We start from the raw sequence: 25,683 nt of genomic DNA, 5'->3' as shown, positions 1-25,683 counted from the left end.
CATACTGCCGGCAGGGCCGCTACAAAGCCTTTCGATTGCACCTTGGCCCGTGAAGAGGCCGCACGTCCAAACCCAAGCCGAGCCTGAACCGAGGAAACCCGTTCCGATGAAAAAGTGGCAATGTATTGTCTGCGGTCTGATCTATGACGAAGCCGATGGCTGGCCGGATGATGGAATCGCGCCCGGCACGCGTTGGGAAGACGTACCTGAAGACTGGCTCTGCCCAGACTGCGGGGTTGGTAAGAGCGACTTTGAAATGATCGCCATCGGTTGATCGAGGAAACCCCATGACGCCTCCTGTAGTCATCATTGGCACCGGGCTTGCGGGCTACAACCTCGCCCGGGAATTACGCAAGTTCGATGCACTCACCCCCGTGCTGATGATCACTGCCGATGATGGGCGGTCCTACTCCAAGCCCATGCTCTCGACCGGCTTCGCCAAGCAGAAGGACGCCGAGGGGCTGTGCATGGCCGAGCCCGGCGCCATGGCCGAGCAATTGAACGTCGAGGTGCGCACCCATACGCGCATAACGGGTATCGACCCAGGCCACAAGCGCCTATGGATTGGCGAGGAGGCAGTGCCCTATCGCGATCTCGTCCTGGCGCTGGGTGCACAGACCATCAGCGTGCCTGTGGAAGGTGACGCCAGCGACCTGATCTTCCCGATCAACGACCTTGAAGACTACGCGCGCCTGCGCGCCGCGGCTGACGGCAAGCAGCGGGTATTGATCCTGGGCGCCGGTCTTATCGGCTGTGAGTTTGCGAACGACATGCGTCTTGGTGGTTTCGAGGTTGATGTGGTCGCGCCCTGCGAGCAGATCATGCCCACCCTGTTGCACCCGGCAGCGGCCCAGGCGGTACAGAGCGGGCTACAGGGTATCGGCATTCGCTTTCATCTCGGGCCCGTGCTGACGCGCTTGCAGCGCCAGGGGCATGGCGTGCGTGCACAGCTGTCCGACGGCCAGGTCATCGCGTGCGACCTGGTCGTGTCGGCCGTAGGCCTGCGCCCACGAACGGACCTAGCTGCCGCAGCGGGCCTGCAGACTGGGCGGGGTATCTGTGTGGACCGATTCCTGCGTACCTCCCATGCCAATATCCACGCCTTGGGCGATTGTGCCGAGGTTGACGGCATCAACCTGCTCTACGTGATGCCGTTGATGAGTGGCGTTCGAGCGCTGGCGCAGACACTGACAGGCACCCCCACTGCCGTCAGCTATGGGCCAATGCCCATCACCGTCAAGACGCCTGCCTGTCCCGTGGTGGTGTCGCCACCGCCGAATGGGCAGATTGGTACGTGGCAGGCAGAGGGTGAGGGCAATGACGTCAAAGCGCTCTGCCACGCCGCCGATGGCCAGCTGATCGGGTACGCCCTTACCGGCAGTACCGTGATGGAAAGACTGATGCTCAACCGCCAGCTTCCACCCGTCATGGCGTAAATAGCGCACGAACTGTCGGGTATGCCTTTTTTGCTTGTGCATTCTGGCCGTACCGATACTGGCGCGGTACTCAAGCGCGTGCCATTCTCACACTCGTCTGCCGCGGCTTAGAGCCCGTGGCGCCTTGAACGCTGCCCTTGAGGCGGCACGGCATAACAACAAGAATTCCGTCAAAGAGGCTTCATCATCATGCGCAAACCAGAACTCGCCGCTGTCATCGCCGAGAAGACCGACCTGACCAAAGACCAGGCCAACGAGGTGCTGAACGCGATTCTCGAAAGCATTACCCAGGCTGTGAACAACGATACAGTGACGCTGGTGGGGTTCGGCACGTTCGAGAAGCGTCATCGTGGGGCGCGAACCGGTAAAAACCCGCAGACGGGTGAGCCCGTCAAGATCAAGGCAAGCAACACGGTAGCCTTCAAGCCAGGCAAGAACTTGCGCGACAGTATCAACGTGCCCGCCAAGCCTGCTAAAAAGACTAAATGACCTAGGCCTGTCAGCGGCATGACGATCAATCGGGCGCCCACAGCGCCCGTTGTCTTCGCATACGAAAAAGATTCTTCGATTCCCTGAAAAGCACATAAAGCGGATAAACTGGCGCTCACAGTCACTTCTTAGACGAGAAGCTCAAATGAAGTTCCGCTTACTTCTCTGGGTCCTGGGCCTGCTGATGGCCAGGGCAAGCCGAAACAATCCGGCTTTCCAGCAGCAGCTCAAGGGCAAGGATCTGGTGTTCCAGATGCAAACCCTCGACGGCAAGATCGCTCGGCACTTCATCGTCGCCAACGAACGCATCCGTAGCAAAGGGGGCGCGTTCGCGCAGCCTGCCTTCGCCATCGCCTTCAAGGATGCTGCCTATGGCTTCACTACCCTGCAGGCGCGCAACAAGCAGCTGGCATTCATGCAGGGCATCCAGGACAAGGCGATCCAGATCAAGGGCAACCCGGCCTTGGTGATGTGGTTCCAGGGCCTGATGAAGTACCTGAAACCTAAAAAGAAGCATTGACCGCGCAGGGGCCGAGCGACGGCCCCAGTCAATCAGTGTGGCGCAGCGAACTGGGACGCAAGCTCGCGCAGCAAGGTCTCAGCCTCGAGTACCTTGTTCACGACATCATTGGCCTTGTCGCGGGAAAGCCCAAGACGCTCAAGCAATGCATCGGGAATCTCCTCTTTCGGGCCCGAGCCGATACCCCGTGAGCGAAGCAATCGAGTCGCGAGGAAGACCAGGTTGGGAAAGGCTGCATAGTCGCCCTCGTAGTTGGGGTCATGCTGGAAGCGCAGCGCCGTGGACAACTCCTCGGGCATGTCCCACAGCTTCATCAGCCAGGCACCAATCTGCTCGCGGCTGATCCCTAGAAGGTGGCGCTCCACATAGGTGTGGCACAGATGGGGGTTGACCTCCAGATGCCGACAGATCAGCGAAAAATGCGGTGGAAACACATGTGCCAGCAGCAAGTACCCGAAATTGTGCAGAAGACCGGCAAGGTAGGTGAGGCCTGCCTCAGGTCGTTCGGCACGGGGCATTGCACGGGTAAGGCCCTCGATGACAGCAGCTGTGTAGATGGAGTGCTGCCAGTAAGGCGTCGCTTGCTGAGGCTGGTCCTTGGGTAGGCTGAGCGTCTTGCCCATGGCCAGGCCCAAAGCCAGGTTGATCACCAGATCGAAACCCAGCACCCTGACAATCGCATCTTCGACCGAACGTACCTTGCCGGGCGAGGCGTAATAGGGCGATGCCGCCCAGCTCACGACCTGCGCAGCCAGCGCCGGGTCGGTTTCCACCACCCCGGTGATATCGTCGATGCTGGCATTCGGGTCGACACGCAGCTTCATGATCTTCTGCGCGGTATCGGCCAGGGGCGGGATTTCGATGGTTTCTTCGAGCCGCTTTTGAATGCGTCGTGCAGTGAAGGCCTGAACTGCCTGGCTGATCTCGCGGGTGTCATCGTCCGGACGGTCCAGGTTCAGGGCAATGGCCTGCACCTCCTGCCCGAATGCGCTGGCGCTGGCTTTGCTCAGCAGGCGTTTGAACGGGTCACGGTCGATGGCCAGCAGCAGGTCTTCCTGGCCTGACTGAATGAACACGGTCGCGGGTTCGAGCAGGCTTTTTTCGTACTGGCAAGGTGAGCTGGTCAGCGCCGGTATGCCCGGGAGAACCTTGAGATGGTGTTTTTCCAGCATTTGGCGCAAGCGGGGCACCGGCACAGCGGTGAGTGTCCGGCCAGTCAGCTCGGTGAGCCGGCTCAGGTCCAGCAGTTGGCTTTGCGGCAGCAGCACCATCAGTGCGCCCACCTCGTCGTCCAGCAGCACCGCCTGTACACAGGCTTGAGCCGGCGGGGGGGGATGCGCCAACACTTCACGGTAGGCAACGCCTAGCTTGTCGAGCAGCAACCGGATAACCGACGGTGTTTGTGGGGTTGCGGTGTCCAAGGCAGCTTGAGTCATGGTCCGTGTCCACTGGTTCCTAAAAGCGAAGTATAACCAGCCTCGCCGGGAGGCTGGATCCATTGACCACTTGGGTCAGACTTGGCCGTACTGTTGCCCGTGACGCAGCCAGCGTTCAAGCAAGGGGCTGACATGTTCCGGCCAGCGGGCCACCAATGCCTGGGCTGCATCACGAACGGCCGGGAGCAGATCGGCATCGCGCATCAGGTCAGCGACCTTGAACTGCAGCAGACCCGTCTGGCGCGTGCCGAGCATCTCGCCCGGGCCGCGCAGCTCCAGGTCCTTTTCCGCGATGATGAAGCCATCGTTGGTTTCGCGCATGATGCCCAGGCGCTCGCGGCCCACCTGTGACAAGGGCGGGTGATACAGCAGAACGCAGTGGCTGGCAGCGCTGCCACGGCCCACCCGCCCACGCAACTGGTGCAGCTGGGCCAACCCCAGGCGCTCCGGGTTTTCGATGATCATCAGGCTGGCGTTGGGCACATCGACGCCAACTTCGATCACGGTCGTGGCAACCAGCAGCTGCAGATCACCGGCTTTGAATTGCGCCATGATCTCGGCTTTTTCTGCCGGTTTCATACGCCCGTGAATCAGCCCGACCCGCAATTCGCCCAGGGCGCTGCCAAGTTCCTCGTAGGTGCTCTCGGCGGCCTGGCAGGTCAGCTCTTCAGACTCCTCGATAAGGGTACAGACCCAGTAGGCCTGACGCCCTTCAGCACAGGCGGCGCGTACCCGCTCGACCACTTCGAAGCGACGGCTGTCGGCCACCAGCACCGTGTTGACCGGTGTACGCCCGGGAGGCAATTCGTCCAGCACGGAAGTATCCAGGTCAGCATAGGCGCTCATGGCCAACGTACGCGGAATGGGCGTCGCCGTCATGATCAGCTGATGAGGACACAACTCGCCATTCACACCCTTTTTGCGCAACGCCAGACGCTGCTGGACGCCAAAACGGTGCTGCTCGTCGATGATGGCCAGGGCGAGGTGCTTGAACTTGACCTCTTCCTGGAACAGGGCGTGGGTACCCACCACCATTGGCGCACCGGCGGCGATCTGCTCCAGTGCACTGACCCGGGCCTTGCCCTTGAGCTTGCCGGCCAGCCAGGCGACTTCGATGCCCAGTGGCTCCAGCCAGCGCTTGAAGGTGATGTAGTGCTGCTCGGCAAGAATCTCGGTAGGTGCCATCAGCGCCACCTGGTAACCCGCCTCCAACGCCTGCAGGGCTGCCAGTGCCGCGACCACGGTCTTGCCGGCGCCCACATCACCTTGCACCAGGCGCAGCATGGGTTCGTGCTGGCTGAGGTCGTAGGCAATTTCATTGGCGACCCGCTGCTGCGCCCCCGTAGGCTTGAAGCCGAGATTGGCCAGGTACTCGTCCTGCAGGCGTGAAGGCTTGGGCAGCACCGGTGCGCGCAGGCTGCGCAGGCTTTCGCGCAATCGCTGCTGCGACAGCTGGTGGGTCAGCAGTTCTTCGAATGCCAGGCGGTGCTGGGCCCAGTGGTGGCCTTCGGCAAGCTCATCGAGGTCGGCGTCAGCCGGCGGGTTGTGCAAGTACCGTATGGCATCGTCCAACGGGGCCAGCTGATAATCGCGCGCAAGCTCCTCGGGCAGCCAGTCCGGCAGGCTGCGCGGCCCGAGCAAGGCCAGGCTCTGTTGGCAGAGCAGGCGTAGCCGTTGCTGGGTGAGCCCCTCGGTAGACGGGTAAATCGGGGTAAGCGTCTGTTCGACCGGCGGCGGGGGTTCGTCGCCGTTCAGTGCACGGTATTCAGGATGATAGATCTCCAGGCCCGATGCGCCCGGCCGGGCTTCGCCATAGCAACGCAGGTGAGTGCCGCGCTTGAGCCCTTCCTTCTGTGCGTTGCTGAAATGGTAGAAGCGCAGGCTCAGCACGCCGCTCCCGTCGCCCAGACGAACGACGAGGCTACGTCGCTTGCCCATGGTCACGTCCGCGCCGCTGACCACGCCCTCGATCACCGCGTCCTGCCCTGGCCGCAGTTGCCCGATCGGCACCACGCGGGTGCGGTCCTGGTAACGCAAGGGCAGGTGAAACAACACGTCCTGCAGGTTTTCCAGGCCCACCTTGGCAAGCTTCTGCGCCATGGCGTCACCGACACCCTTGAGCACAGTGACCGGTACCTTCGACAACTCACTCATGGCTCAGGCAGTTTGCTCGGTGGGCGTTTTGGCGACCGAGCACAGGCGGATCGAGTCGGCAAGAATCTCGATGGCCTTGGGCCGCGGGAAACTGGCGCGCCACGCGATCGCCACGGTACGAAATGGCGCTGGTGCTGTCAGCGGACGCACTTCGATCACGCCCGGTGCGTAGTGATGACTGTGCACGGCAGACAGCGGCAGGATGGAGACACCCAGCCCAGAGGCCACCATGTGGCGGATGGTTTCCAGCGAGCTGGATTCGACCGTGGTGTGGCGTGCGCCTTCACCGCCCTTGTTCAGGGTAGGGCACGCCTCCAGCACCTGGTCACGGAAGCAGTGACCTTCGCCCAGCAGCAACAGGCTCTTGTCGTTGAGCGATGCCGCATCGATGGTTTTCTTCGCCGTCCACGGGTGGTCGGCTGGCATCAGTGCGCAGAAAGGCTCGTCGTAGAGCGGCAGGGTCAGCACGTCGGCTTCGTTGAAGGGCAAGGCGACGATCACCGCATCCAGTTCACCGTTACGCAGCTTCTCACGCAGCACATGGGTGAAATTTTCCTCGATGTACAACGGCATCTGCGGGGCCACACGGTGCAGCTGTGGGATCAGGTGAGGAAAGAGGTAGGGGCCGACGGTGTAGATCGCGCCTACCTTGAGCGGGGCGGTCAATTGGTTCTTGCCGGCCTGGGCCAGTTCGCGGATGCCCTGAGCCTGTTCGAGCACTTTCTGGGCCTGGGCCACGATGCCTTCGCCAACCGGCGTGAGGCGCACCGCGCTCTTGCTGCGCTCGAAGATCAGTACGCCGAGCTCATCCTCGAGCTTCTTCACACCCACCGAAAGGGTAGGCTGGCTCACATGGCAGCGCTCGGCTGCATGGCCGAAGTGCTGTTCCTGGGCGAGTGTGACGATGTAACGGAGTTCTGTGAGGGTCATAACGTGCGTCCATGAAGTTGCGAGCCCAGCATAGCGGCTGCAATCGATAGACGCACGTTATCAGACTTGCCGACTTGTGACAGAAACAAAACGTCAGCGGCGGTCCAGTGAGTACACGAACGGCGCGACGACTTCGATCGTCCCGTTGTTCAGCAGCTCAGCCGGCGGTTTGGGTACCTTGCCCGCTCGCCGAATCATTTCCATGGTTGCCCGGTCCAGGGACGCACTACCCGACCCACCGGCCAGTGAATACGACACGACCTTGCCCTCGGCATCGACTACGAAACGCAGGCGATTGATGCCCTGCAAGCCTCTGCGCCGCGCGTCTTCCGGGTACCGCTTGTACTTCGCCAGGTGGCGCAACAGGTCACTCTGCCAGGTCGGCAGTGCGGTGCTGTTGGAGGCGACGCTCGGTGCGGGCGCTGCGGACTTCTGCGGCGGCGTATTGCTCGGTGGTGCGTCTACCGTTTCCTTGGTGGGCGGCGCTTCCTTCGGCGGCTCAGGCTTTTTCTCAGGCTTGGGCGGCTGTGGCTTGGCCTTCGGCTTGGGCGGCTTGGGAATGGCAATCTTGGGTTTAGGGGCTTCCACGACCTTCGGCAGCGGGGGCTCTTCGACCGGCGCCGGTGGTTGGGGAACTGCTTTGGGAGGGGGTGGTGGCGCAGGCTCCGGCAGCGGTGCCAGCTCGACCATCATGGCTGCCGGGGGCAGCTCGATGGCCTGGGGCACCGACCAGTTGAGCATGAGCAGCACAGCGACGGCATGGACACCCAGCACAAGCGCCAGGCTGCCGCTGTAACGCGCCAGATTGTGCCGCGTCTTCGTCATTTCTTGGCTGCCGTCTCAAGACCTACCAGACCGACTTTGAGGTAGCCGGCCGCGCGCATGTTGTTCATCACTTCCATCAGGTCACCGTAGTCCACGCCTTTGTCGGCCTGGAAGAAGATGGTGGTGTCCTTGTCACCCTTGGTCTTGGCGTCCAGCATCGGGCCGAGACGCTCGGGCGTTGGGACCGGGTCATCGCCGACATAGAGCTTCTGGTCGGCCTTGACGCTGACGAAGACAGGCTTCTCGGGCCTGGGCGCCGGCTTGGCCGTCGAAGCAGGCAAGTCGACCTTGATGTCGACCGTGGCAAGGGGCGCTGCGACCATGAAGATGATCAGCAGCACCAACATCACGTCGATAAACGGCGTCACGTTGATTTCGTGGTTTTCGGCGAGGTCGTCGCCACCTTCGTTCAGATGCAGGCCCATGGCTTACCCCACTTTCACCATGTGCGGGGCGGCGCGATCGCTGCCCTGATGGTCCAGGTCACGGCTGACCAGCAGCAGCACCTGGGCCGAAGCGTCGGACACCTGTGCCTTGTAGCCGGCGATGGAGCGGGCGAAGACGTTGTAGATGACCACGGCCGGGATGGCGGCAACCAGGCCCAGTGCGGTGGCCAGCAGCGCTTCGGCAATACCCGGGGCGACCACGGCGAGGTTGGTGGTCTGAGTCTTGGCGATGCCGATGAAGCTGTTCATGATGCCCCACACGGTGCCGAACAGGCCCACGAATGGCGCAGTGGAACCAATGGTGGCCAGCACGCCCGTGCCGCTGCTCATATTTCGCCCGCTGGCGTGTACCAGTCGTTCCAGGCGGAAGCTCACGCGCTCCTTGATGCCTTCCTTTTCACGGGCATTGGCCGACAGGCGCATTTCCTCGAGCGCATCGTGAACCAGGGTATGGGCCAGGGTGCCTTGCTTGTCGGAGACTTCGCTGGCTTCCTTGAGGCTGGTCGATTTCTTCAGGCGGGCGATTTCTCCGCGCAGGCGGCGCTTGGCCCCCATCAACTCGAAGCCTTTGGCGATCCAGATGGTCCAAGTGATGATCGAGGCGATGGCCAGGCCGATCATGACGGCCTTGACCACGACATCGGCGTTCTTGTACATGCCCCAAGGCGACAGGTCATGGGCCATGCCGAGCGAGGTATCTTCCACCAGGGCTTGGGCGTCCGGGTCTGCAGCAACCGGAGCCTGTGCAACGGTACCCGGTGCCGCTTCGCCGGCCGGAGCGCTAGCTGGTGCAGCAGCGCTGGCCGCCGGGGCCGTCACTGGGGCAGCGGCATTGGGCTCATCGGCCATGGCGACCGGGGCCAGCGCCAGGCTGAGAATCAGCGCAGCGGTGGCACGCCAGGCGCGCGATGGGGTTGGCGAAGCGGAAGGTTGGGTACGTGTCATGCTGGCCGGACCTGATGAAGATGATGGGTGAGCGTTCTTCAAGGCCTCGAGGCAGGCCGAGAACAATTTGGTCGCCATTATTGCAAGTAATTCTTGTTAACAAAAGTAATATTGTTGCTTTTTCTCCTGCAGAGGGGCTGAGCAATCGGCCCTAGAGGGCTTCAGATGTCTGACTTGAGTGTGTTGATCGTAGGATGTGGGGACGTCGGCAGTCGCCTGGCTCGGCAAATGCTGACGCGTGGTTGGCAAGTCAGCGGCCTGCGCCGTTCGGTGGCGCAGTTGCCTGATGGCGTAGCGCCGATTGCAGCTGATCTGTCGAACCCGAACATCCCAGCTGCCTGGCCTGAGCGGGCACCTGACTACGTGGTGTATTGCGTGGCTGCCAGCCAGCATGACGAGGCAGGGTATCAGGCGGCGTATGTCCAGGGGTTGCGTCACGTGCAGCGCTGGCTGGCCGAGCGTGGGCAGCAACCCCGACGCCTTTTGTTCGTGTCCAGCAGCAGCGTGTTTGGGCACAAGGGTGGGGAGTGGGTTGATGAGCAATCGGCCACCGAACCTGAGGGGTACTCGGGGCGCATCATGCTCGAGGCTGAAAGGCTGGCGCTGTCCGGTGCTGCGCCAGCCAGCGTGGTTCGCCTGACCGGCATCTACGGGCCAGGTCGAGAGTGGCTGTTGCGTCAGGTGCGTCAGGGTTATCGCGTCGCCGAGCAACCGCCGTTGTATGGCAACCGTATTCACGTGGACGATGCTGCCAGCCTGCTGGCATTTCTGCTGCAATGCGACAGCCAAGGCAAGGCGCTGGACGATTGCTACATCGGCGTGGACGACAGCCCGGCACCGCTGGCCGAAGTCGTGGCCTGGCTGCGTGAACAGTTGGGGGTTACGCAGTGGTCCGATGAGGAGCGTGTGCGTCGCACGGGCAGCAAGCGCTGCAGCAACGCCCGCGCACGGGGGCTAGGCTGGTCCCCGCAGTACCCCAGTTACAAGGAAGGCTACGCAGCGATCCTCGGGCAATGATCCCCTGGCCGGCGCGCAGGTAGCTTGCGTTACCTGCGCGCCGGCTGGGGTATCGTCAGTTGTGTTGCAGCAGCCACTGGCGCTTGCCGGCTGCGAGCATCGGCATTTCATCCGGCTGGGCGCGGTTCACCGCCTGGAAGATTTCCAGCTGATTGCCATTGCGCTTGATGATGAACGGGGCCCCGCGCTGGTTGCGCTCCAGCCACAGGCTGTCATTGCTGCCGCCCATCGTTGCGCAATCACCGGCCAGGCACAGGGCGAAACGATCCGGACCGGGCAGGCCGGTGACGTTGCCGCTGTCGCTGAACGTTACGTTGGCGCCCTTGCCTGGGCCCTCCATGATTGTCCAGGCGCCGCCGAGATAAGCCTGGTACAGCGCCTGCTCGAAGCTGCTGCCCAGTGGCGCATTGTTGCCACTGGGCGTCTTGGCACGCTCGAAGCGCTGTTTCGCGCCTCGCTGGTCGACTGTTTGCAGTTCGTCGCCGTCCAGCGACAGTTGCTCGGTGGCACCGCCTTCGAAGGTGGCCAGCCACTGCTTGTCATTGGCGCTGAGCTGACCATCCGAGGCCTCGAACCCGTTGCTGTAGCTGGCGCGCTGGGTAGCAACATCGAGCTTCCACTCGAAGACCGGGCCATGCTCATTCAGGGCCTGGCGAAGGTTGCCTTGCTTGACGGCCGCAGTGATGGCGTCCTGGTTGATCCAGGTGCCGTTGAAGTCTTCAGGTTTGTGGCTGGCGCAGCCGCCCAGGACCAGGGCTGCCAGCGTAAGAGGCAATGCTATGCGCATGTCGGGAACCTTCCAGGAGAGGGAAAGGCGGCGAGTGCAATGCCCGCCGCCTGGGGCATCACTCGATGACGAGGATGGCGTCCATCTCGACCTGCGCGCCTTTTGGCAGCGCGGCCACGCCGATGGCGGCGCGAGCGGGGTAGGGCTGCTCGAAGTAGCGACCCATCACCTCGTTGACCTTGGCGAAATTGCTCAGGTCGGTCAGGAAGATGTTCAGCTTGACGATGTCCTTGAACGAACCGCCTGCTTCTTCCGCCACAGCCTTGAGGTTCTCGAACACCTGGACGGTCTGGGCCTCGAAGCCTTCGACCAGTTCCATGGTCTTGGGGTCCAGTGGGATCTGGCCAGACATGTACACGGTGTTACCGGCCTTGATCGCCTGCGAATAGGTGCCGATGGCGGCAGGGGCCTTGTCGCTGTTGATGACGGTCTTGCTCATGATGACTCCTTGCGGTTGGCGGACTACGTACGCATGCGGGTGATGCGAACCACACCGGTCAGGGTACGCAGCTTCTTGATCACACGCGCCAGGTGCACGCGGTCGTGCACGCTGACCACCAGTTGGACCACGCTGATACGGCCGTCGCGTTCGTCCATGCTGATCTTCTCGATGTTGCCATCGGCCGCGTTGACGCTGCTGGCCAGCAAGGCAATCAGGCCGCGCTGGTGCTCCAGCTCTACGCGCAACTCGACGTTGAATTCGCCAGTGATGTCCTTGGCCCAGGAAAGCTGGACGCATTTCTCGGGGTTGTGGCGAATTTCACTGATGTTTCGGCAGTTCTCAAGGTGCACGACCATGCCCTTGCCCGCCGAAAGGTGACCCACGATCGGGTCGCCCGGAATCGGCGTGCAGCACTTGGCATAGCTGAGCACCAGGCCTTCGGTACCGCGAATCGCCAGCGGACCTTCGGGGGCCGGCAGTTGCTCGCCTTCTGCAGACAGCAGACGGCGCGCGACCACGTAGGCCATGCGGTTGCCCAGCCCGATGTCTTCAAGCAGGTCTTCGATCAATTCCAGGCGGTATTCGCTGAGGATTGCCTGCACGCGCTCGCGGGGAATCTGATCCAGCGCGCTGTCGAAACCAGTCAGTACCTTGTTGAGCAGCCGCTCGCCCAGGCTGATGGATTCGGAGCGGCGCTGCTGCTTGAGCGCATGGCGAATATGTGTGCGCGCCTTGCCGGTGACCACGAAATTGAGCCACGCCGGATTGGGTCGAGCCCCCGGTGCGCTGACGATCTCTACCGTCGAGCCACTCTGCAACGGCTCGGAGAGCGGTGCCAGGCGCCGGTTGATACGGCATGCGATGCAGCTGTTGCCAACGTCGGTGTGCACTGCGTAGGCGAAGTCCACGGCAGTGGAACCCTTGGGCAGCTCCATGATGCGGCCTTTGGGCGTGAAGACGTACACCTCGTCCGGGAACAGGTCGATCTTGACGCTCTCGATGAACTCCAGCGAGTTGCCTGCACGTTGCTGCAATTCAAGGATGCCTTTGACCCACTGCCTGGCACGGGCATGGTTGCCCTTGGGCTGCTCATCCCCATTGGCCTTGTACAGCCAGTGCGCAGCGATACCGTTATTGGCCATCTCTTCCATTTCGCGCGTACGGATCTGGATTTCGATGGGCACGCCGTGCATGCCGAACAAGGTGGTGTGCAACGACTGATAGCCGTTGGCCTTGGGAATGGCGATATAGTCCTTGAACCGCCCTGGCAGCGGTTTGTACAGGTTGTGCACGGCACCGAGGACGCGGTAGCAGGTATCGACCTTGTCGACGATGATGCGGAAGGCATACACGTCCATGATCTCGTTGAAGGCGCGACGCTTGCCGCGCATCTTCTTGTAGATGCCATAGAGGTGTTTTTGCCGGCCACTGATCTCGCCTTCGATACCGTCGGCAGCCAGGCAGTTGGCCAGTGACTGCTCGATCTTGGCGACGATTTCCTTGCGGTTGCCCCGTGCACTTTTGACGGCGCGATGAATCAGCGACGAGCGCATCGGGTGCATGGCCTTGAAGCCAAGGTCTTCGAACTCGACGCGTACCGTGTGCATCCCCAGGCGGTTGGCGATGGGGGCGTAGATCTCGAGGGTTTCCTTGGCAATCCGGCGTCGTTTCTCGCCGGACAGCACTTCCAGGGTGCGCATGTTATGCAGGCGGTCGGCCAGCTTGACCAGGATCACGCGAATGTCGCGTGCCATGGCCATGGCCATTTTCTGGAAGTTCTCGGCTTGCGCCTCGGCCTTGGTTTCGAAGTTCATCTGGGTCAGCTTGCTGACGCCGTCCACCAGCTCGGCAACCGTCTCGCCAAACTGCTGGCTGAGGGCTTCCTTGGCAATGCCGGTGTCTTCGATCACGTCATGGAGCATGGCTGCCATCAGGCTTTGATGGTCCATGTGCATGTCGGCAAGGATGCTGGCCACGGCCAACGGGTGCGTTACGTAGGGCTCGCCACTGCGGCGACGTTGCCCATCGTGCGCTTGTTCTGCGTAGAAGTAGGCACGCCGTACCAGGTTGACCTGTTCGGGGCCCAGGTAAGTCGACAGCCGTTCGGCCAAGGCCTCTATACCCGGCATGGCTTAGCCTCCTGCCGAGATAGGGGGCCTTGCGCCTTGCGACGTCGACCGGGCATCAATCAGACAGCCTCGTTCGACTCGTCCTCGAACGCGGCAAAGACCGGATCCTCGGTGACAATTTCTTCAGCGGCGATGAATTCGTTGGTCACGATGCCTTCGGCGATTTCGCGCAGGGCAACGACGGTGGGCTTGTCGTTTTCCCACGCAACGCGTGGCTCTTTACCGCCGGTCGCCAGCTGGCGAGCGCGCTTGGTCGAGAGCATGACCAGCTCAAAACGGTTATCCACGTGTTCCAGGCAGTCTTCAACAGTTACGCGGGCCATGGTCTTCCTCAGTAGCAAATGCGGTAGGCGTGCAGCCCATTAGTGGGCAGGCGGACTCGATAGTATAAAAATTCACCAGCCAATAGGGAAGCGCTGTTTTGTCGAGCGCCGCCGTGCGGTGCGGTGCGAGTCATTCAGGTACTGCGGTGCATGCCCGCGTTTGCCAGGCCTGACGATACCTCTGGGACGCAGTGCAAGGACCGCCATAGACGCCTTGCAATGGCCCCGACAATAACCTCAGAGCATTGCGTCGCGCAACCGCGGGGTGAGCTCCTCGAAAAGGGTTTGGACCGAGCGCAGCGCGCGGCAGTCCGGTCGGGTCAAGAGCCACAACTGGGTGTCGCAACCTGGCAGCGGCCCGCTGAGTGCATCGACCCCTGGCAGGCTATGCACCATGTAGTCCGGCAGCGCTGCCACGCCCAGGCCAGCGGTGACCAGTTGGGCAATGGTGGACATGCTGCTGCACTGGTAGCGCGGGCTTAGGCCAGGGTGTTGCTGGTTGCGCCAGACCACCGTCGGATGGTCCTGCATGGCGTCATCCGGCGCGATCCATGGCACCGCGCTGGCGCTTTCACCGAGGCGGTCGCGCCACTGAGGTTGGCCACATATCACGTAGGACGTTGACCCCAGGTTGCGCCCCACCAGGTGTTCGGGAGGCGTGTTGGTCAAACGCAGGGCGATGTCTGCATCTCGCCGGCTGAGGTTGGCGAACACGTTTGAGGTGCCCATCTCCAGCGACAGCGCGGGGTAATTCTGCATGAAGTCGGCCAGTGCAGGCAGCAGCAGGCTGTGCATGACGGCCTCAGTGCAGGTCAGGCGCACGGTGCCGCTGACGACCTGTTCACCGCTGGTCATGGCAATGCGCGCCGCCTCGAGTGCTTGCTCGGCGCGCTCGGCCTGCTCGGCGAGGGCCTGTGCAGTATCGGTAGGCAAGTAGCCTTTGCGGCTCTTGACGAACAGAGCCGTGCCCAGCGCCGACTCCAGGCGGCGTATCGACCGGAAAACGGTCGATACGTCCACTTTGAGCAACTCGGCCGCCTTGGCCAGAGAGCGCCCGCGTTCCAACGCCAGAACCAGGGAAAGATCGGCATGGGTAATTTGATATTGCATTGGTGCACGCTCTCGTTGCCGAATTGCCAATTTCTGTTGCGTCAGAGCCATTTTATAGTGAAACGACCCCCGGGAATCAATGCGCCCGCTGCGGTTACCAATCCCCACGATGGGAAAGTGAAAACAACAACAGCTGCAACCATCGTCGCCTACCAGGCGCCAGCCGTCTCTCCACATCGCCGCAGCCCAGCAAAGGATGTACAGCCATGACGTCGGTAGCCCCGTGCGCCCGTTCCTCACGCGAGATGAATGACTTCCTGCAGGCACACCCCGACACCCAGTACGTCGACTTGCTGATTGCCGATATGAATGGAGTCGTGCGCGGCAAGCGCATCGAGCGGGCCAGCTTGCACAAGGTGTATGGGCGAGGCATCAACCTGCCGGCATCGCTGTTTGCGCTCGACATCAACGGCGCCACCGTAGAAAGCACCGGGCTGGGCCTGGATATGGGCGATGCCGATCGCATCTGCTACCCCATTGCCGATACGCTTGCGCACGAGCCCTGGCAGAAGCGTCCCACCGCCCAGTTGCTCATGACCATGCACGAACTGGACGGTCAGCCGTTCTTCGCTGATCCGCGCGAGGTCTTGCGTCAGGTCGTGAGCCGGTTCGACGCGCTGGGCCTGTCCCTGTGCGTTGCGTTGGCGCTCGAGTTCTACCTGATCGACCAGGACAACCTCAATGGGCGACCGCAGCCGCCGCGCTCGCCGTTATCCGGCAAGCGTGCCCATTCGACCCAGGCCTACTTCATCGACGACCTGGACGAGTACGCCGACTGTTTGCAGGACATTCTCGAAGCGGCAAAGGCCCAGGGCTTGCCGGTGGATGCCATCGTCAAGGAAAGCGCACCTGCGCAGTTCAAGGTCAATCTGCATCACGTGGCTGACCCTCTGAAAGCTTGTGATCAAGCGATCCTGCTCAAGCGCCTGATCAAGAACGTTGCCTACGACCACGAAATGGACACGACATTCATGGCCAAGCCCTATCCCGGCCAGGCGGGCAGTGGTCTACATGTTCACCTGTCGCTGGTGGAAAAACACAGCGGCAGGAACCTCTTTGCAAGCGAAGACCCAATGAGGTGCGACGCTCTGCGCCATGCTATCGGCGGCATGCTGCAGACGCTCCCTGCGTCCATGGCCTTCCTGTGCCCGAACATCAATTCGTATCGCAGGTTCGGCGCCCAGTTCAATGTGCCAAATGCCCCAGGCTGGGGCTTGGATAACCGTACCGTCGCCCTGCGTGTACCGACAGAAAACAGCCGAAGCACGCGCCTGGAACATCGCGTGGCAGGTGCAGACGCCAATCCCTACCTAATGCTTGCTGTGATTCTTGCTGGCGTTCACCATGGCCTGACCCACCAGATCGAGCCGCAGGCGCCCATTGAAGGCAATGCTTTCGAGCAACTGGAGCAGAGCCTTGCGAACAACCTGCGCGACGCGTTGCGTGCGCTGGAAGACAGTGACGTACTCAGGCAATACATCAGTGCGCACTACATCGATGTCTTCGTGGCCTGCAAGGACAGCGAGCTGGCCGAATTCGAGGCGTCGATTTCCGACCTCGAATACAACTGGTACCTGCACACGGTGTAGCGCCAAGGCGCCTGCATGAGGCCAGGGGAAGGTTTCGCAGCGGGCTCTGAGTGGGCAGGCCTTGGCGAGAGGCTTGTTAAAAACAATTCCAACATCTACGGCTGATACTCATGAGCGATTACACAGAAGCCGGCCGCCCACCCGATGTGGCGGCTGGCGAAAGCATCCAACAGGGTAGCAAGGGCCTGGCCAAGGGCCGATTGGGGCTGTTGGCCAGCGTGGTGCTGGGCATCTCCACCATTGCGCCGGTCTACACCCTTACCGGCGCCTTGGGCCCGACCGTGCGCGAGGTCGGGGCTCACCTGCCGGCGGTGTTCATCGTCGGGTTCCTGCCTATGCTGCTGGTCGCCCTGGGCTATCGCGAGCTGAATTCGGCCGAGCCGGACAGCGGTACGTCGTTCACCTGGTCGGCGCGAGCCTTCGGCCCGATGATCGGGTGGATCGGCGGTTGGGGGCTGGTGGTGGCGACTACTATCGTGCTGTCGAACCTGGCCGGTGTGGCGGTGGATTTCTTCTACCTGTTCCTCGGCCAGATCACGGGCAACCCTGAACTGGCGGCGCTTGCCGACAACTTGCTGATCAACATCGTGACCTGTTGCGTGTTCATTGCCTTGGCCGTATGGATCTGTTGCCGAGGCATGACCACGACCATGACCGTGCAGTACGGTCTGGTGGCGTTGCAACTGCTGGTACTGGTGGGCTTTGCCTTCGCAGCGTTCGGCGAAACAACGGCACCACCGCCTCTGGCGTTCGATTTCGCCTGGTTCAACCCGTTCGGGGTTGAATCCTTCTCGGCGTTCGCCGCCGGCCTATCGTTGTCGATCTTCATTTTCTGGGGCTGGGACGTATGCCTGACCGTCAGTGAAGAGTCGGTAGGCAGCGAAGAGGTTCCGGGCAAGGCAGCCACCTGGACCGTGCTGTTGATTCTGGGCCTGTACCTGCTGACGGCCATTGCCACCTTGCAGTTCGCCGGCATCAGCGAGTCGGGGCTGGGCCTGAATAACCCGCGCATCCAGGAAAACGTGTTCGCTCACCTGGCCGGCCCGGTCATGGGGCCGCTGGCAATCCTGATGTCCATCGCGGTACTGGCCAGCACTGCCGCTTCCTTGCAATCGACCTTCGTCTCGCCTGCGCGCACCCTGCTTGCCATGGGCTACTACGGGGCGGTACCGCAGAAGTTTGCCAAGGTCTGCCCGCGCTCACAGACGCCGCGTTACGCCACGATCTGCGCCGGGGTGGCCGCCGGACTTTTCTACGTCACCATGCGCACGCTCAGCGAGAACGTACTGGCCGACACCATCACCGCCCTGGGCATGATGATCTGCTTCTATTACTCACTCACGGCCTTCGCCTGCGTCTGGTATTTCCGCAGCAGCCTGTTCGGCAGCCTTCGGCATTTACTCATGCGCGGGCTGTGCCCTTTGGTGGGCGGGGTGATTCTGTCAGTGATCTTCGTGCGCACGGCCATAGACAGCGCCTCGCCGGACTTCGGCAGTGGCTCGCACGTGGGCGGGGTCGGGCTGGTGTTCGTGATCGCGGCGATCATCTCTGTCCTGGGGATCGTGTTGATGCTGATGTCCCGGCTGCGAGCCCCGGCCTACTTCCTGGGGGCTACGCTACGTCAGCACGCCACTTTGCCGTTGCAGGACTGACCAGGGCCAGGGCCTTGCCTAAGACGTGCTGAAGGTTATGCAAGGGCCTCCCAGGAGGCCCGTGCACATCAGCCGATCAACTGCTCGAGCAGTGCCCCATGACGGTGTTGCTGCTTCTTCAGGAGCAGCCGATTGGCACGGAACACGGCCTTCAAGTCCGCCAGTGCCGTATCGAAAACATCGTTGATGATCACGTAGTCGTACTCGTTGTAATGCACCATCTCGCTGACGGCCTCTTTCATGCGCCCAGCGATGATCGCGTCACTGTCCTGGCCTCGGCCATCAAGGCGCTCGCGCAATGCGGCCTGGCTTGGCGGCAGGATGAAGACCGACAGCGCCTGTGGCATCAGCTTGCGCACCTGCTGCGCGCCTTGCCAGTCGATTTCCAGGATCAGGTCGAAGCCTTGGTCCAGCGTCTGCTGCAGGGCGCTGCGCGAGGTGCCATAGAAGTTGCCGAACACCTCGGCATGCTCCAGAAAATCGCCCTGTTCGATCAGTGCCCTGAACGCATCATGCTCGACGAAGTGGTAGTTCACACCATGCTGCTCGCCAGGACGCATGGCGCGGGTAGTGTGCGAGACGGAAACACGGATCTGCTTGTCGTCCTGGGTCAGGGCGTTGACCAGGCTGGTCTTGCCGGCGCCGGACGGAGCGGAAACGATATAGAGGGTGCCGCTGGTGTGGTTCATGGTCGGTGTGGCCTTACTCGATATTCTGTACTTGTTCACGCATCTGTTCGATCAGTACCTTCAAATTGACCGCCGCCTGCGTGCTGCGGGGATCGAAGGCTTTGGAACCGAGCGTGTTGGCTTCGCGATTGAGTTCTTGCATCAGGAAATCCAGACGACGCCCGGCGGCACCTGCACCCTTGAGTACGCGTCGTACTTCGGCTACATGGGTGTCTAGGCGATCAAGCTCCTCGGCCACGTCGCTCTTCTGGGCCAGCAGGACCATTTCCTGTTCCAGGCGCTGCGGGTCGATTTCAACCTGAAGGTCGTTGAAGCGGTCCAGGATCTTCTGACGTTGCGCGGCCAGCATCTGCGGCACCAGCGCTCGCAGCGTCGTGACCTCTTCAGCCATGCTGTCCAGGCGCTCGTTGATCAGACGGGCCAGTTCCTGGCCTTCGCGCTGACGCCCGGCCTTGAGTTCGGCAAGCGCGTCGTTGAACAGTGCCATGGCCTGGGCATTGAGTGCCTGTGGGTCGCTGGCATCAGCGACCAATACGCCCGGCCAGGACAGCACTTCCAAGGGGTTGAGCGGCGCCGGCTGCTGGATCAACGCCGCCACTTGCTCGGCGGCGGCCACTAGCTGCGCAGCGCGCTCGCGGTCGACCTGCAACGGCTTGCCGCTGCTGTCCTCGTTCAGGCGCAGGGTGCACTCCACCTTTCCTCGGGAAAGGCCTTGGCGCAGGCCTTCACGCACGCCACCTTCAAGGTCGCGCAGGGCGTCGGGCAGGCGCAGGTGCGGCTCCAGGTAACGGTGGTTGACCGAGCGCAGCTCCCAGACCAGGGTGCCTTGGCTGCCGGCGCGCTCGACCCGTGCGAACGCGGTCATGCTGTGCACCATGGGGGTACCTCGCGTATAGGTTGGACATTGCAGCCTGCTGGCTGCGAGGCGCAGGATTGTAGCGCACTGGGGCCTTGCGGCCCAATGCGCCGCTGCGCCTGAGCGACGGACAGGACCGCCGCAAATGCAGGCGCGCTGGACCGTCAGCGACGATAGGCGTGTCCTCACTAGGCTACGGGCTCTATAATGCCTGCCAGATTCAATGTCCCAGTACAGGTATCCCAGATGAAACGTCCAAGTGGTCGCGCCGCCGATCAGCTCCGCTCGATCCGCATCACCCGCAACTACACCAAGCACGCCGAAGGGTCGGTACTGGTCGAGTTCGGTGACACGAAAGTCATCTGCACGGTCAGCGTGGAAAACGGCGTGCCGCGCTTTCTCAAAGGCCAGGGCCAAGGTTGGTTGACCGCCGAATATGGCATGCTGCCACGCTCGACGGGTGAACGTAACCAGCGCGAAGCCAGCCGTGGCAAGCAAGGTGGTCGCACGCTGGAGATCCAGCGCCTGATCGGCCGTTCATTGCGTGCGGCACTGGACATGAGCAAGCTCGGTGACATTACGCTTTACATCGATTGCGATGTCATCCAGGCCGATGGCGGCACCCGTACAGCCTCCATTACCGGTGCCATGGTTGCCGTCTGCGATGCCCTGGCCGTGATCAAGAAGCGTGGTGGCCTGAAGGCGGGCAATCCGCTCAAGCACATGATCGCCGCCGTGTCGGTGGGTATGTATCAGGGTGAAGCGGTGCTCGACCTGGACTACCTGGAGGACTCGGCAGCCGAAACCGACCTGAACGTGGTCATGACCAGCGCTGGCGGGTTCATCGAGGTGCAAGGTACGGCAGAAGGTGCGCCGTTCCAGCCAGAAGACTTCAACGCCATGCTTGCCCTGGCGCAGAAGGGCATGGACGAGATCTTCCAGCTGCAGCAAGCCGCGCTGGCAGACTGAACCTGATCAGGAGGGTGCAGGCATGACCGATCCGAATCTTTCGATCATCCCGCCCAGTGCCGAGGTCAGGCAGTGGGCGATGCTCTGCCACCTTTCCGCGCTCCTTGGCCTGGTGATCCCGCTCGGGCACCTGCTGGGGCCGTTGGTGCTGTGGCATCTGAAGCGCGAGCAGGACCCATTCATCGATGCGCAAGGCAAGGAAGCGCTGAATTTCCAGATCAGCGTGACCGTGGCAGGGTTCATCTGCCTCCTGCTGATATTCGTGGTGATCGGGCTGGTGCTGTTTGCCGTGCTGTCAGTGGCGGTGATGATTCTGATCGTCATTGCTGCGGTACGGGCCAACGAAGGCAAGCCTTACCGCTACCCCATGATCTGGCGACCGATCAAATAGCCAGGTGGGGCTGCAAGGCAGCCCCACTGGTTGCTCAGATGGTCAGCGTCCAGTCGTAGTCGACGATCAGCGGCGCATGCTGGGAGAAGCGCGGCTGGCGTGGCAAGCGCGCGTTGCGCACGAAGCGGCGCAGGCCGGGGGTAAGGATCTGGTAGTCGAACCGGTAGCCCAGGTTCAGCATTTCGGCCTGCTCGTTGTCCGGCCACCAGCTGTACTGGTCACCCTCACGGCTGACTTCTCGCAGGGCATCCACGTAACCCATCTCGCCGGTAATGGCATCCATCCAGGCACGCTCTGGCGGCAGGAAGCCCGGCGACTGCTGGCTGTCACGCCAGTTCTTGATGTCGAGCTTCTGCTGGGCCACATAGAACGAGCCGCAATAGATGTACTCGCGGCGCTTGCGACGCTGCTTGTCCAGGTACTTGGCGAAGTCGTCCATCAACTTGAATTTCTGGTTCAAGTCTTCATCCCCGTTCATGCCCGAAGGCAAGAGCAGGCTGGCAATACTGACTTTGTCGAAATCTGCTTGCAGGTAACGCCCGTAACGGTCGGCTGTCTCGAAGCCCAGGCCGGTGATGACTGCCTTGGGCTGCATGCGCGAATAAAGGGCCACACCACCTTGGGCAGGCACCTCCGCGTCGCAGGCATAAAGGAAATAGCCATCGAGCTGGAAAGCTGGGTCATCGAGTTCAAAGGCCGAGGCGCGGGTATCCTGAAGGCAGATGACGTCGGCATTCTGGGCCTGTAGCCAGCTGAGCAAACCACGCTCGGCCGCAGCCTGAATGCCATTAACGTTCACACTGATGATCCGCATAAATGGCCCCATAAATCTCGTGCGTGTATGATACCCGAGCTCAACCCATTTAGCTAAATCCGTGGTGTCCGGGACTTTCCATGCAGCCGTATCAGCGCGACTTCATCCGTTTTGCCATCGATCGCGGGGTCCTGCGTTTCGGTGAATTCACTCTCAAGTCCGGGCGTACCAGCCCGTACTTCTTCAACGCCGGCCTGTTCAACACAGGTTCGGCGCTGGCCGAGCTGGGGCGTTGCTACGCCGCCGCCATCGTTGACAGCAAGATCTCGTTCGACGTGCTGTTCGGCCCGGCCTACAAGGGTATTCCCCTGGCCGCGACCACTGCCGTCGCGCTGGCTGACCAGCATCGGCAAGACGTGCCCTGGTGCTTCAACCGCAAGGAAGCCAAGGACCACGGCGAAGGCGGCAGCCTGGTCGGTGCGCCCCTGGCAGGCGATGTGCTGATCATCGACGACGTGATCACTGCCGGTACCGCCATTCGCGAAGTCATGCAGATCATCAAGGCGCAGCAGGCCAACGCCGCTGGCGTGCTGATCGCATTGAATCGTGAAGAGCGTGGCAATGGTGAGCTCTCGGCCATCCAGGAGGTAGAGCGCGACTTCGGCATACCGGTGGTCAGTATCGTCTCGCTGACTCAGGTACTGGAGTTCCTGGCTGACGACCCGCAACTCAAGCAGCACCTGCCGGCGGTTGAGGCCTATCGGGCGCAGTACGGGATCTGACCCAGGGCCTTGAAGCGAAAAAGGCGACCTCGGTTTGAGGTCGCCTTTTTTTGTGTCGCCAGTTTGGCCCTGTTACCGGCTGCCGGCGACAGGGCCATGCAGGTCAGGAAAGCGACTTGTGGTTGGTGATCAAAGTACCTACGCCGCTGTCGGTGAAGATTTCCAGCAGCACCGCGTTCGGCACGCGGCCGTCGATGATGTGTGAGCTGTTCACGCCGCCTTGCACCGCATCCAGGGCGCATTTGATCTTCGGAAGCATGCCACCGTAGATGGTGCCGTCGGCGATCAGCTCGTTGACCTGCTCTGTGGTCAACCCGGTCAGGACCTGGCCCTGCTTGTCCATCAGTCCGGCGATGTTGGTCAGTAGCATCAGCTTCTCGGCCTGCAGCGCTTCGGCGACCTTGCCTGCTACCAGGTCGGCATTGATGTTGTAGGACTCGCCATTGATGCCGACGCCGATGGGGGCGATCACGGGAATGAAATCACCCTTGACCAGCATGTTCAGCAGGTCGGTGTTCACGCTCACCACTTCACCCACATGGCCGATGTCGATGATCTCGGCGGTGGTCATTTCCGGCGTCTGGCGGCTGACGGTGAGCTTGCGTGCACGGATCAGCTCCGCGTCCTTGCCGGTCAGGCCGATGGCGCTGCCGCCATGCCGGTTGATGAGGTTGACGATGTCCTTGTTGACCTGGCCGCCCAGTACCATTTCCACAACGTCCATGGTCGCCGAATCGGTCACGCGCATGCCGTCGATGAAATGGCTTTCGATGGAGAGACGCTTGAGCAGATCACCGATCTGCGGGCCGCCACCGTGCACCACCACCGGGTTGATGCCCACGGCCTTCATCAGCACGATGTCGCGGGCGAAGCCCGTCTTGAGCTCCTCGCTTTCCATCGCGTTGCCGCCGTACTTGATCACCAGCGTCTTGCCGACGAAGCGGCGAATGTAGGGCAAGGCTTCGGACAGCACTTCGGCTACGTGGGTGGCGGCATCGCGATCGAGGGTCATGCAGGGCTCCTGTGAGGGCCAGATAGTCGGTCAGAACGGCAGTTGCAGGTCAGGCTCTACCCGCAGCAACTGCGTGCGAAAAACATCCTTGATACGCTGCAACTCGGCCTCGCTGTCGGCCTCGAAACGCAGTACCAGAACCGGCGTGGTGTTTGAGGCACGCACCAGGCCCCAGCCCTGTGCATAGTCCACTCGCACACCGTCGATGGTGGTCAGGCGCGCGTCACCCCAATCGGCGTCGCGTTGCAGTGCATCAATGATGCTGAATTTACCTTCGTCGGTCACATCAATATTGAGTTCCGGCGTGGAAATATCGTTGGGGAACGCGGCGAACACGGTTTCGGCGCTCTGCTCGGTCTTGCTGAGGATTTCCAGCAGGCGCGCAGCGCTGTAGATGCCGTCGTCGAAACCGTACCAGCGCTCCTTGATGAAGATATGACCGCTCATCTCGCCTGCGAGCAAGGCGCCGGTCTGCTGCATCTTCTTCTTCATCAACGAATGACCGGTCTTCCACATCAGGGTACGACCGCCCAATCGTTCGATCAGGGGGATCAGGCGTCGGGTGCATTTGACGTCGAAGATGATTTCGGCGCCTGGGTTGCGAGCCAGGACATCCTGGGCAAACAGCATCAGCAAGCGGTCGGCGTAGATGATGCTGCCGGCCTCGGTTACCACACCGACGCGATCCGCGTCGCCGTCGAATGCCAGGCCGAGGTCCGCCCCCGTGCGCCTGACTGTGTCGATCAGCACCTGAAGGTTCTGCGCCTTGCTGGGGTCGGGGTGGTGGTTCGGGAAGTTGCCGTCCACTTCGCTGAACAGCGCAATCACCTCGCAGCCCAACGCTTCTATCAGTTGCGGTGCGATCACGCCAGCGACGCCATTGCCGCAGTCCACGACCACCTTGAGCTTTCTGGCCAGCCTCACGTCACTGACGATCCGCTGGAAATAGCGCTCCAGAATCGCTACCTGTTGCACATGCCCTGTGCCAAAGGTCAGGTCATTGGCCTGCAAGCGGCTCAGCAGCGCCTGGATCTGCTCGTTGGCCAGGGTGTCGCCGGCAATGACGATCTTGAAGCCGTTGTAGTCCGGGGGGTTGTGACTACCGGTGAGCATCACGCCCGACTTGCCGCCTAGTACGTGGGTGGCGTAGTACAGCGCCGGCGTGGGGACCAGACCGAGGTCGTTCACATGGCAGCCTGCCTCGACCAGGCCGCGGATCAGAGGCTCGACGAGCAGTGGGCCGGACAGGCGACCGTCGCGGCCCACGCTGACCTGGGGTTCGCCCATGGCCAGGCTCTGTGCGCCGACGGCGCGGCCTATCCAGTAGGCGGTATCGGCGTGCAGTGTCTTGCCGACGATGCCGCGGATGTCGTAAGCGCGAAAGATACCTGGCGGCAAGTGGGCGTGAACCGCCGGGGCCATGTCGTTCATCTGGAAAACCCCATCAGTCAGAAGCGCTCGGTTGCAGGCGCACGCAGAGCGCTTGGACGAAGGTTGCGGCCCGGAGTTCGCCATCCGTGGCGATTTCGCTCATGTCCGGTTCAACGGGTGCCGGAATGACCAAAGCCACCGGCGCCGCGCTGGCTCTGGTCGAACGACTCGACGATCTCGAATTGCGCCTGTACCACGGGCACGAGCACCAGCTGGGCGATACGCTCACCGACTGCGATGGTGAAGGTGGTGGTGCCGCGGTTCCAGCACGACACCATCAGCTCGCCCTGGTAATCCGAATCGATCAGCCCAACCAGGTTGCCCAGCACGATGCCATGCTTGTGGCCCAGGCCCGAGCGCGGCAGCACCAGTGCGGCAAGACCCGGGTCGCTGATATGGATGGACAGGCCTGTCGGAATCAGCACCGTCTGGCCGGGTTCGAGCACCGTGTCTTGCGCGAGCAGGGCGCGCAGGTCCAGGCCGGCAGACCCCGGCGTGGCGTATTGCGGCAACGGAAATTCGGTACCCAGGCGTGGGTCGAGGATCTTGGCTTGTAATGCGTGCATGTA

At 62.0% G+C, this 25,683-nt stretch carries 27 protein-coding genes; 10 read left to right on the top strand and 17 right to left on the bottom strand.

Annotated features, from left to right (window positions below; genetic code table 11):
• The first annotated feature begins 106 nt into the window (after positions 1 to 106).
• From B2J77_RS20965 to B2J77_RS20950, 4 genes are all read left to right on the top strand, one after another.
• On the top strand, positions 107 to 274 hold the full coding sequence (locus tag B2J77_RS20965; protein ID WP_023532601.1) for a rubredoxin: 168 nt from the start codon (positions 107 to 109) through the stop codon (positions 272 to 274).
• A 13-nt stretch (positions 275 to 287) separates the two neighbouring features.
• Positions 288 to 1,436: an NAD(P)/FAD-dependent oxidoreductase gene (locus B2J77_RS20960; RefSeq protein WP_078479357.1), complete on the top strand. Its 1,149-nt coding sequence runs from the start codon at positions 288 to 290 to the stop codon at positions 1,434 to 1,436.
• Between the two features lie 189 nt (positions 1,437 to 1,625).
• Positions 1,626 to 1,925, top strand: a complete 300-nt coding sequence (locus tag B2J77_RS20955; RefSeq protein WP_058602763.1) for an HU family DNA-binding protein — start codon at positions 1,626 to 1,628, stop codon at positions 1,923 to 1,925.
• Positions 1,926 to 2,070: 145 nt separating this feature from the next.
• Positions 2,071 to 2,445, top strand: a complete 375-nt coding sequence (locus B2J77_RS20950) for a helicase (protein WP_078479356.1) — start codon at positions 2,071 to 2,073, stop codon at positions 2,443 to 2,445.
• Between the two features lie 32 nt (positions 2,446 to 2,477).
• Here the strand turns inward: B2J77_RS20950 and B2J77_RS20945 are convergent, their stop codons facing one another.
• The 6 genes from B2J77_RS20945 to exbB form a co-directional block, all read right to left on the bottom strand.
• Entirely contained in the window at positions 2,478 to 3,881 is a 1,404-nt protein-coding gene (locus tag B2J77_RS20945; protein WP_078479355.1) for an aminoacyl-tRNA deacylase and HDOD domain-containing protein, read from the bottom strand.
• 75 nt (positions 3,882 to 3,956) lie between these two features.
• Positions 3,957 to 6,035: an ATP-dependent DNA helicase RecG gene (recG, locus tag B2J77_RS20940; protein ID WP_023532570.1), complete on the bottom strand. Its 2,079-nt coding sequence runs from the start codon at positions 6,033 to 6,035 to the stop codon at positions 3,957 to 3,959.
• A gap of 3 nt (positions 6,036 to 6,038) precedes the next feature.
• The gene (locus B2J77_RS20935; RefSeq protein ID WP_023532770.1) at positions 6,039 to 6,965 is read right to left on the bottom strand and encodes a hydrogen peroxide-inducible genes activator; all 927 of its coding nucleotides are present in this window, start codon (positions 6,963 to 6,965) and stop codon (positions 6,039 to 6,041) included.
• A gap of 93 nt (positions 6,966 to 7,058) precedes the next feature.
• Complete coding sequence (locus B2J77_RS20930; RefSeq protein ID WP_027913359.1) at positions 7,059 to 7,790, bottom strand: energy transducer TonB; 732 nt, start codon at positions 7,788 to 7,790, stop codon at positions 7,059 to 7,061.
• Positions 7,787 to 8,215, bottom strand: coding sequence for a TonB system transport protein ExbD (gene exbD / locus B2J77_RS20925; RefSeq protein ID WP_058602766.1), 429 nt, complete (start codon positions 8,213 to 8,215; stop codon positions 7,787 to 7,789). The genes B2J77_RS20930 and exbD overlap by 4 nt, the downstream gene beginning before the upstream one ends.
• Positions 8,216 to 8,218: 3 nt before the next feature.
• Positions 8,219 to 9,181, bottom strand: coding sequence for a tonB-system energizer ExbB (gene exbB / locus B2J77_RS20920; RefSeq protein WP_058638825.1), 963 nt, complete (start codon positions 9,179 to 9,181; stop codon positions 8,219 to 8,221).
• A 165-nt stretch (positions 9,182 to 9,346) separates the two neighbouring features.
• Here exbB and B2J77_RS20915 point away from each other — a divergent pair, with 165 nt between their 5' ends.
• Positions 9,347 to 10,198: an SDR family oxidoreductase gene (locus B2J77_RS20915; protein WP_078479354.1), complete on the top strand. Its 852-nt coding sequence runs from the start codon at positions 9,347 to 9,349 to the stop codon at positions 10,196 to 10,198.
• Positions 10,199 to 10,253: 55 nt separating this feature from the next.
• Here the strand turns inward: B2J77_RS20915 and B2J77_RS20910 are convergent, their stop codons facing one another.
• The 5 genes from B2J77_RS20910 to B2J77_RS20890 form a co-directional block, all read right to left on the bottom strand.
• Positions 10,254 to 10,985 carry a hypothetical protein gene (locus tag B2J77_RS20910; RefSeq protein ID WP_078479353.1) on the bottom strand — a complete coding sequence of 244 codons (732 nt, stop codon included), beginning with the start codon at positions 10,983 to 10,985 and terminating at the stop codon, positions 10,254 to 10,256.
• A gap of 58 nt (positions 10,986 to 11,043) precedes the next feature.
• Entirely contained in the window at positions 11,044 to 11,424 is a 381-nt protein-coding gene (locus B2J77_RS20905; RefSeq protein WP_078479352.1) for a RidA family protein, read from the bottom strand.
• Positions 11,425 to 11,447: 23 nt separating this feature from the next.
• On the bottom strand, positions 11,448 to 13,556 hold the full coding sequence (gene spoT, locus B2J77_RS20900) for a bifunctional GTP diphosphokinase/guanosine-3',5'-bis pyrophosphate 3'-pyrophosphohydrolase (protein WP_058638829.1): 2,109 nt from the start codon (positions 13,554 to 13,556) through the stop codon (positions 11,448 to 11,450).
• 59 nt (positions 13,557 to 13,615) lie between these two features.
• Positions 13,616 to 13,879 (bottom strand): DNA-directed RNA polymerase subunit omega, encoded by a 264-nt coding sequence (rpoZ, locus tag B2J77_RS20895; RefSeq protein WP_012312123.1) that lies wholly within the window; start codon positions 13,877 to 13,879, stop codon positions 13,616 to 13,618.
• Positions 13,880 to 14,116: 237 nt separating this feature from the next.
• Positions 14,117 to 14,989 carry a LysR family transcriptional regulator gene (locus B2J77_RS20890; protein ID WP_078479351.1) on the bottom strand — a complete coding sequence of 291 codons (873 nt, stop codon included), beginning with the start codon at positions 14,987 to 14,989 and terminating at the stop codon, positions 14,117 to 14,119.
• Between the two features lie 206 nt (positions 14,990 to 15,195).
• Here B2J77_RS20890 and B2J77_RS20885 point away from each other — a divergent pair, with 206 nt between their 5' ends.
• Together B2J77_RS20885 and B2J77_RS20880 are read left to right on the top strand one after the other, a co-directional pair.
• The gene (locus B2J77_RS20885; RefSeq protein WP_078479350.1) at positions 15,196 to 16,578 is read left to right on the top strand and encodes a glutamine synthetase family protein; all 1,383 of its coding nucleotides are present in this window, start codon (positions 15,196 to 15,198) and stop codon (positions 16,576 to 16,578) included.
• A gap of 110 nt (positions 16,579 to 16,688) precedes the next feature.
• Positions 16,689 to 18,230: an APC family permease gene (locus tag B2J77_RS20880; RefSeq protein WP_058638832.1), complete on the top strand. Its 1,542-nt coding sequence runs from the start codon at positions 16,689 to 16,691 to the stop codon at positions 18,228 to 18,230.
• Between the two features lie 68 nt (positions 18,231 to 18,298).
• On the opposite strand, the gene gmk is transcribed toward B2J77_RS20880, so the two are convergent.
• Both gmk and B2J77_RS20870 read right to left on the bottom strand, forming a co-directional pair.
• Positions 18,299 to 18,919, bottom strand: coding sequence for a guanylate kinase (gene gmk, locus B2J77_RS20875; protein WP_058638833.1), 621 nt, complete (start codon positions 18,917 to 18,919; stop codon positions 18,299 to 18,301).
• Positions 18,920 to 18,932: 13 nt separating this feature from the next.
• Positions 18,933 to 19,796: a YicC/YloC family endoribonuclease gene (locus tag B2J77_RS20870; protein ID WP_058638834.1), complete on the bottom strand. Its 864-nt coding sequence runs from the start codon at positions 19,794 to 19,796 to the stop codon at positions 18,933 to 18,935.
• A 225-nt stretch (positions 19,797 to 20,021) separates the two neighbouring features.
• On the opposite strand from B2J77_RS20870, the gene rph reads away from it, so the two are divergent.
• Positions 20,022 to 20,744 carry a ribonuclease PH gene (gene rph, locus B2J77_RS20865; protein WP_023532860.1) on the top strand — a complete coding sequence of 241 codons (723 nt, stop codon included), beginning with the start codon at positions 20,022 to 20,024 and terminating at the stop codon, positions 20,742 to 20,744.
• A 22-nt stretch (positions 20,745 to 20,766) separates the two neighbouring features.
• Positions 20,767 to 21,135, top strand: coding sequence for a DUF4870 domain-containing protein (locus B2J77_RS20860; protein WP_023532399.1), 369 nt, complete (start codon positions 20,767 to 20,769; stop codon positions 21,133 to 21,135).
• Between the two features lie 34 nt (positions 21,136 to 21,169).
• Here the strand turns inward: B2J77_RS20860 and B2J77_RS20855 are convergent, their stop codons facing one another.
• Complete coding sequence (locus tag B2J77_RS20855) at positions 21,170 to 21,949, bottom strand: exodeoxyribonuclease III (protein ID WP_023532406.1); 780 nt, start codon at positions 21,947 to 21,949, stop codon at positions 21,170 to 21,172.
• A gap of 80 nt (positions 21,950 to 22,029) precedes the next feature.
• Between B2J77_RS20855 and pyrE the strand changes: the two genes are divergently transcribed.
• Positions 22,030 to 22,671: an orotate phosphoribosyltransferase gene (pyrE, locus tag B2J77_RS20850; protein WP_058602773.1), complete on the top strand. Its 642-nt coding sequence runs from the start codon at positions 22,030 to 22,032 to the stop codon at positions 22,669 to 22,671.
• 103 nt (positions 22,672 to 22,774) lie between these two features.
• Here the strand turns inward: pyrE and argB are convergent, their stop codons facing one another.
• From argB to dut, 3 genes are all read right to left on the bottom strand, one after another.
• Entirely contained in the window at positions 22,775 to 23,683 is a 909-nt protein-coding gene (gene argB, locus B2J77_RS20845) for an acetylglutamate kinase (RefSeq protein ID WP_023532327.1), read from the bottom strand.
• A gap of 30 nt (positions 23,684 to 23,713) precedes the next feature.
• A complete protein-coding gene (locus B2J77_RS20840; RefSeq protein ID WP_416231930.1) occupies positions 23,714 to 25,105 on the bottom strand; it encodes a phosphomannomutase/phosphoglucomutase in 1,392 nt (463 codons plus the stop codon).
• Positions 25,106 to 25,224: 119 nt separating this feature from the next.
• Entirely contained in the window at positions 25,225 to 25,680 is a 456-nt protein-coding gene (dut, locus tag B2J77_RS20835; RefSeq protein WP_058638836.1) for a dUTP diphosphatase, read from the bottom strand.
• Positions 25,681 to 25,683 lie beyond the last annotated feature (3 nt).

This window comes from Pseudomonas parafulva, from assembly GCF_002021815.1.
In the GTDB taxonomy this organism is placed as follows: domain Bacteria; phylum Pseudomonadota; class Gammaproteobacteria; order Pseudomonadales; family Pseudomonadaceae; genus Aquipseudomonas; species Aquipseudomonas parafulva_B.
Note: the sequence above shows the minus strand (reverse complement) of the source record. Positions and strands in the feature narration are given on the sequence as shown.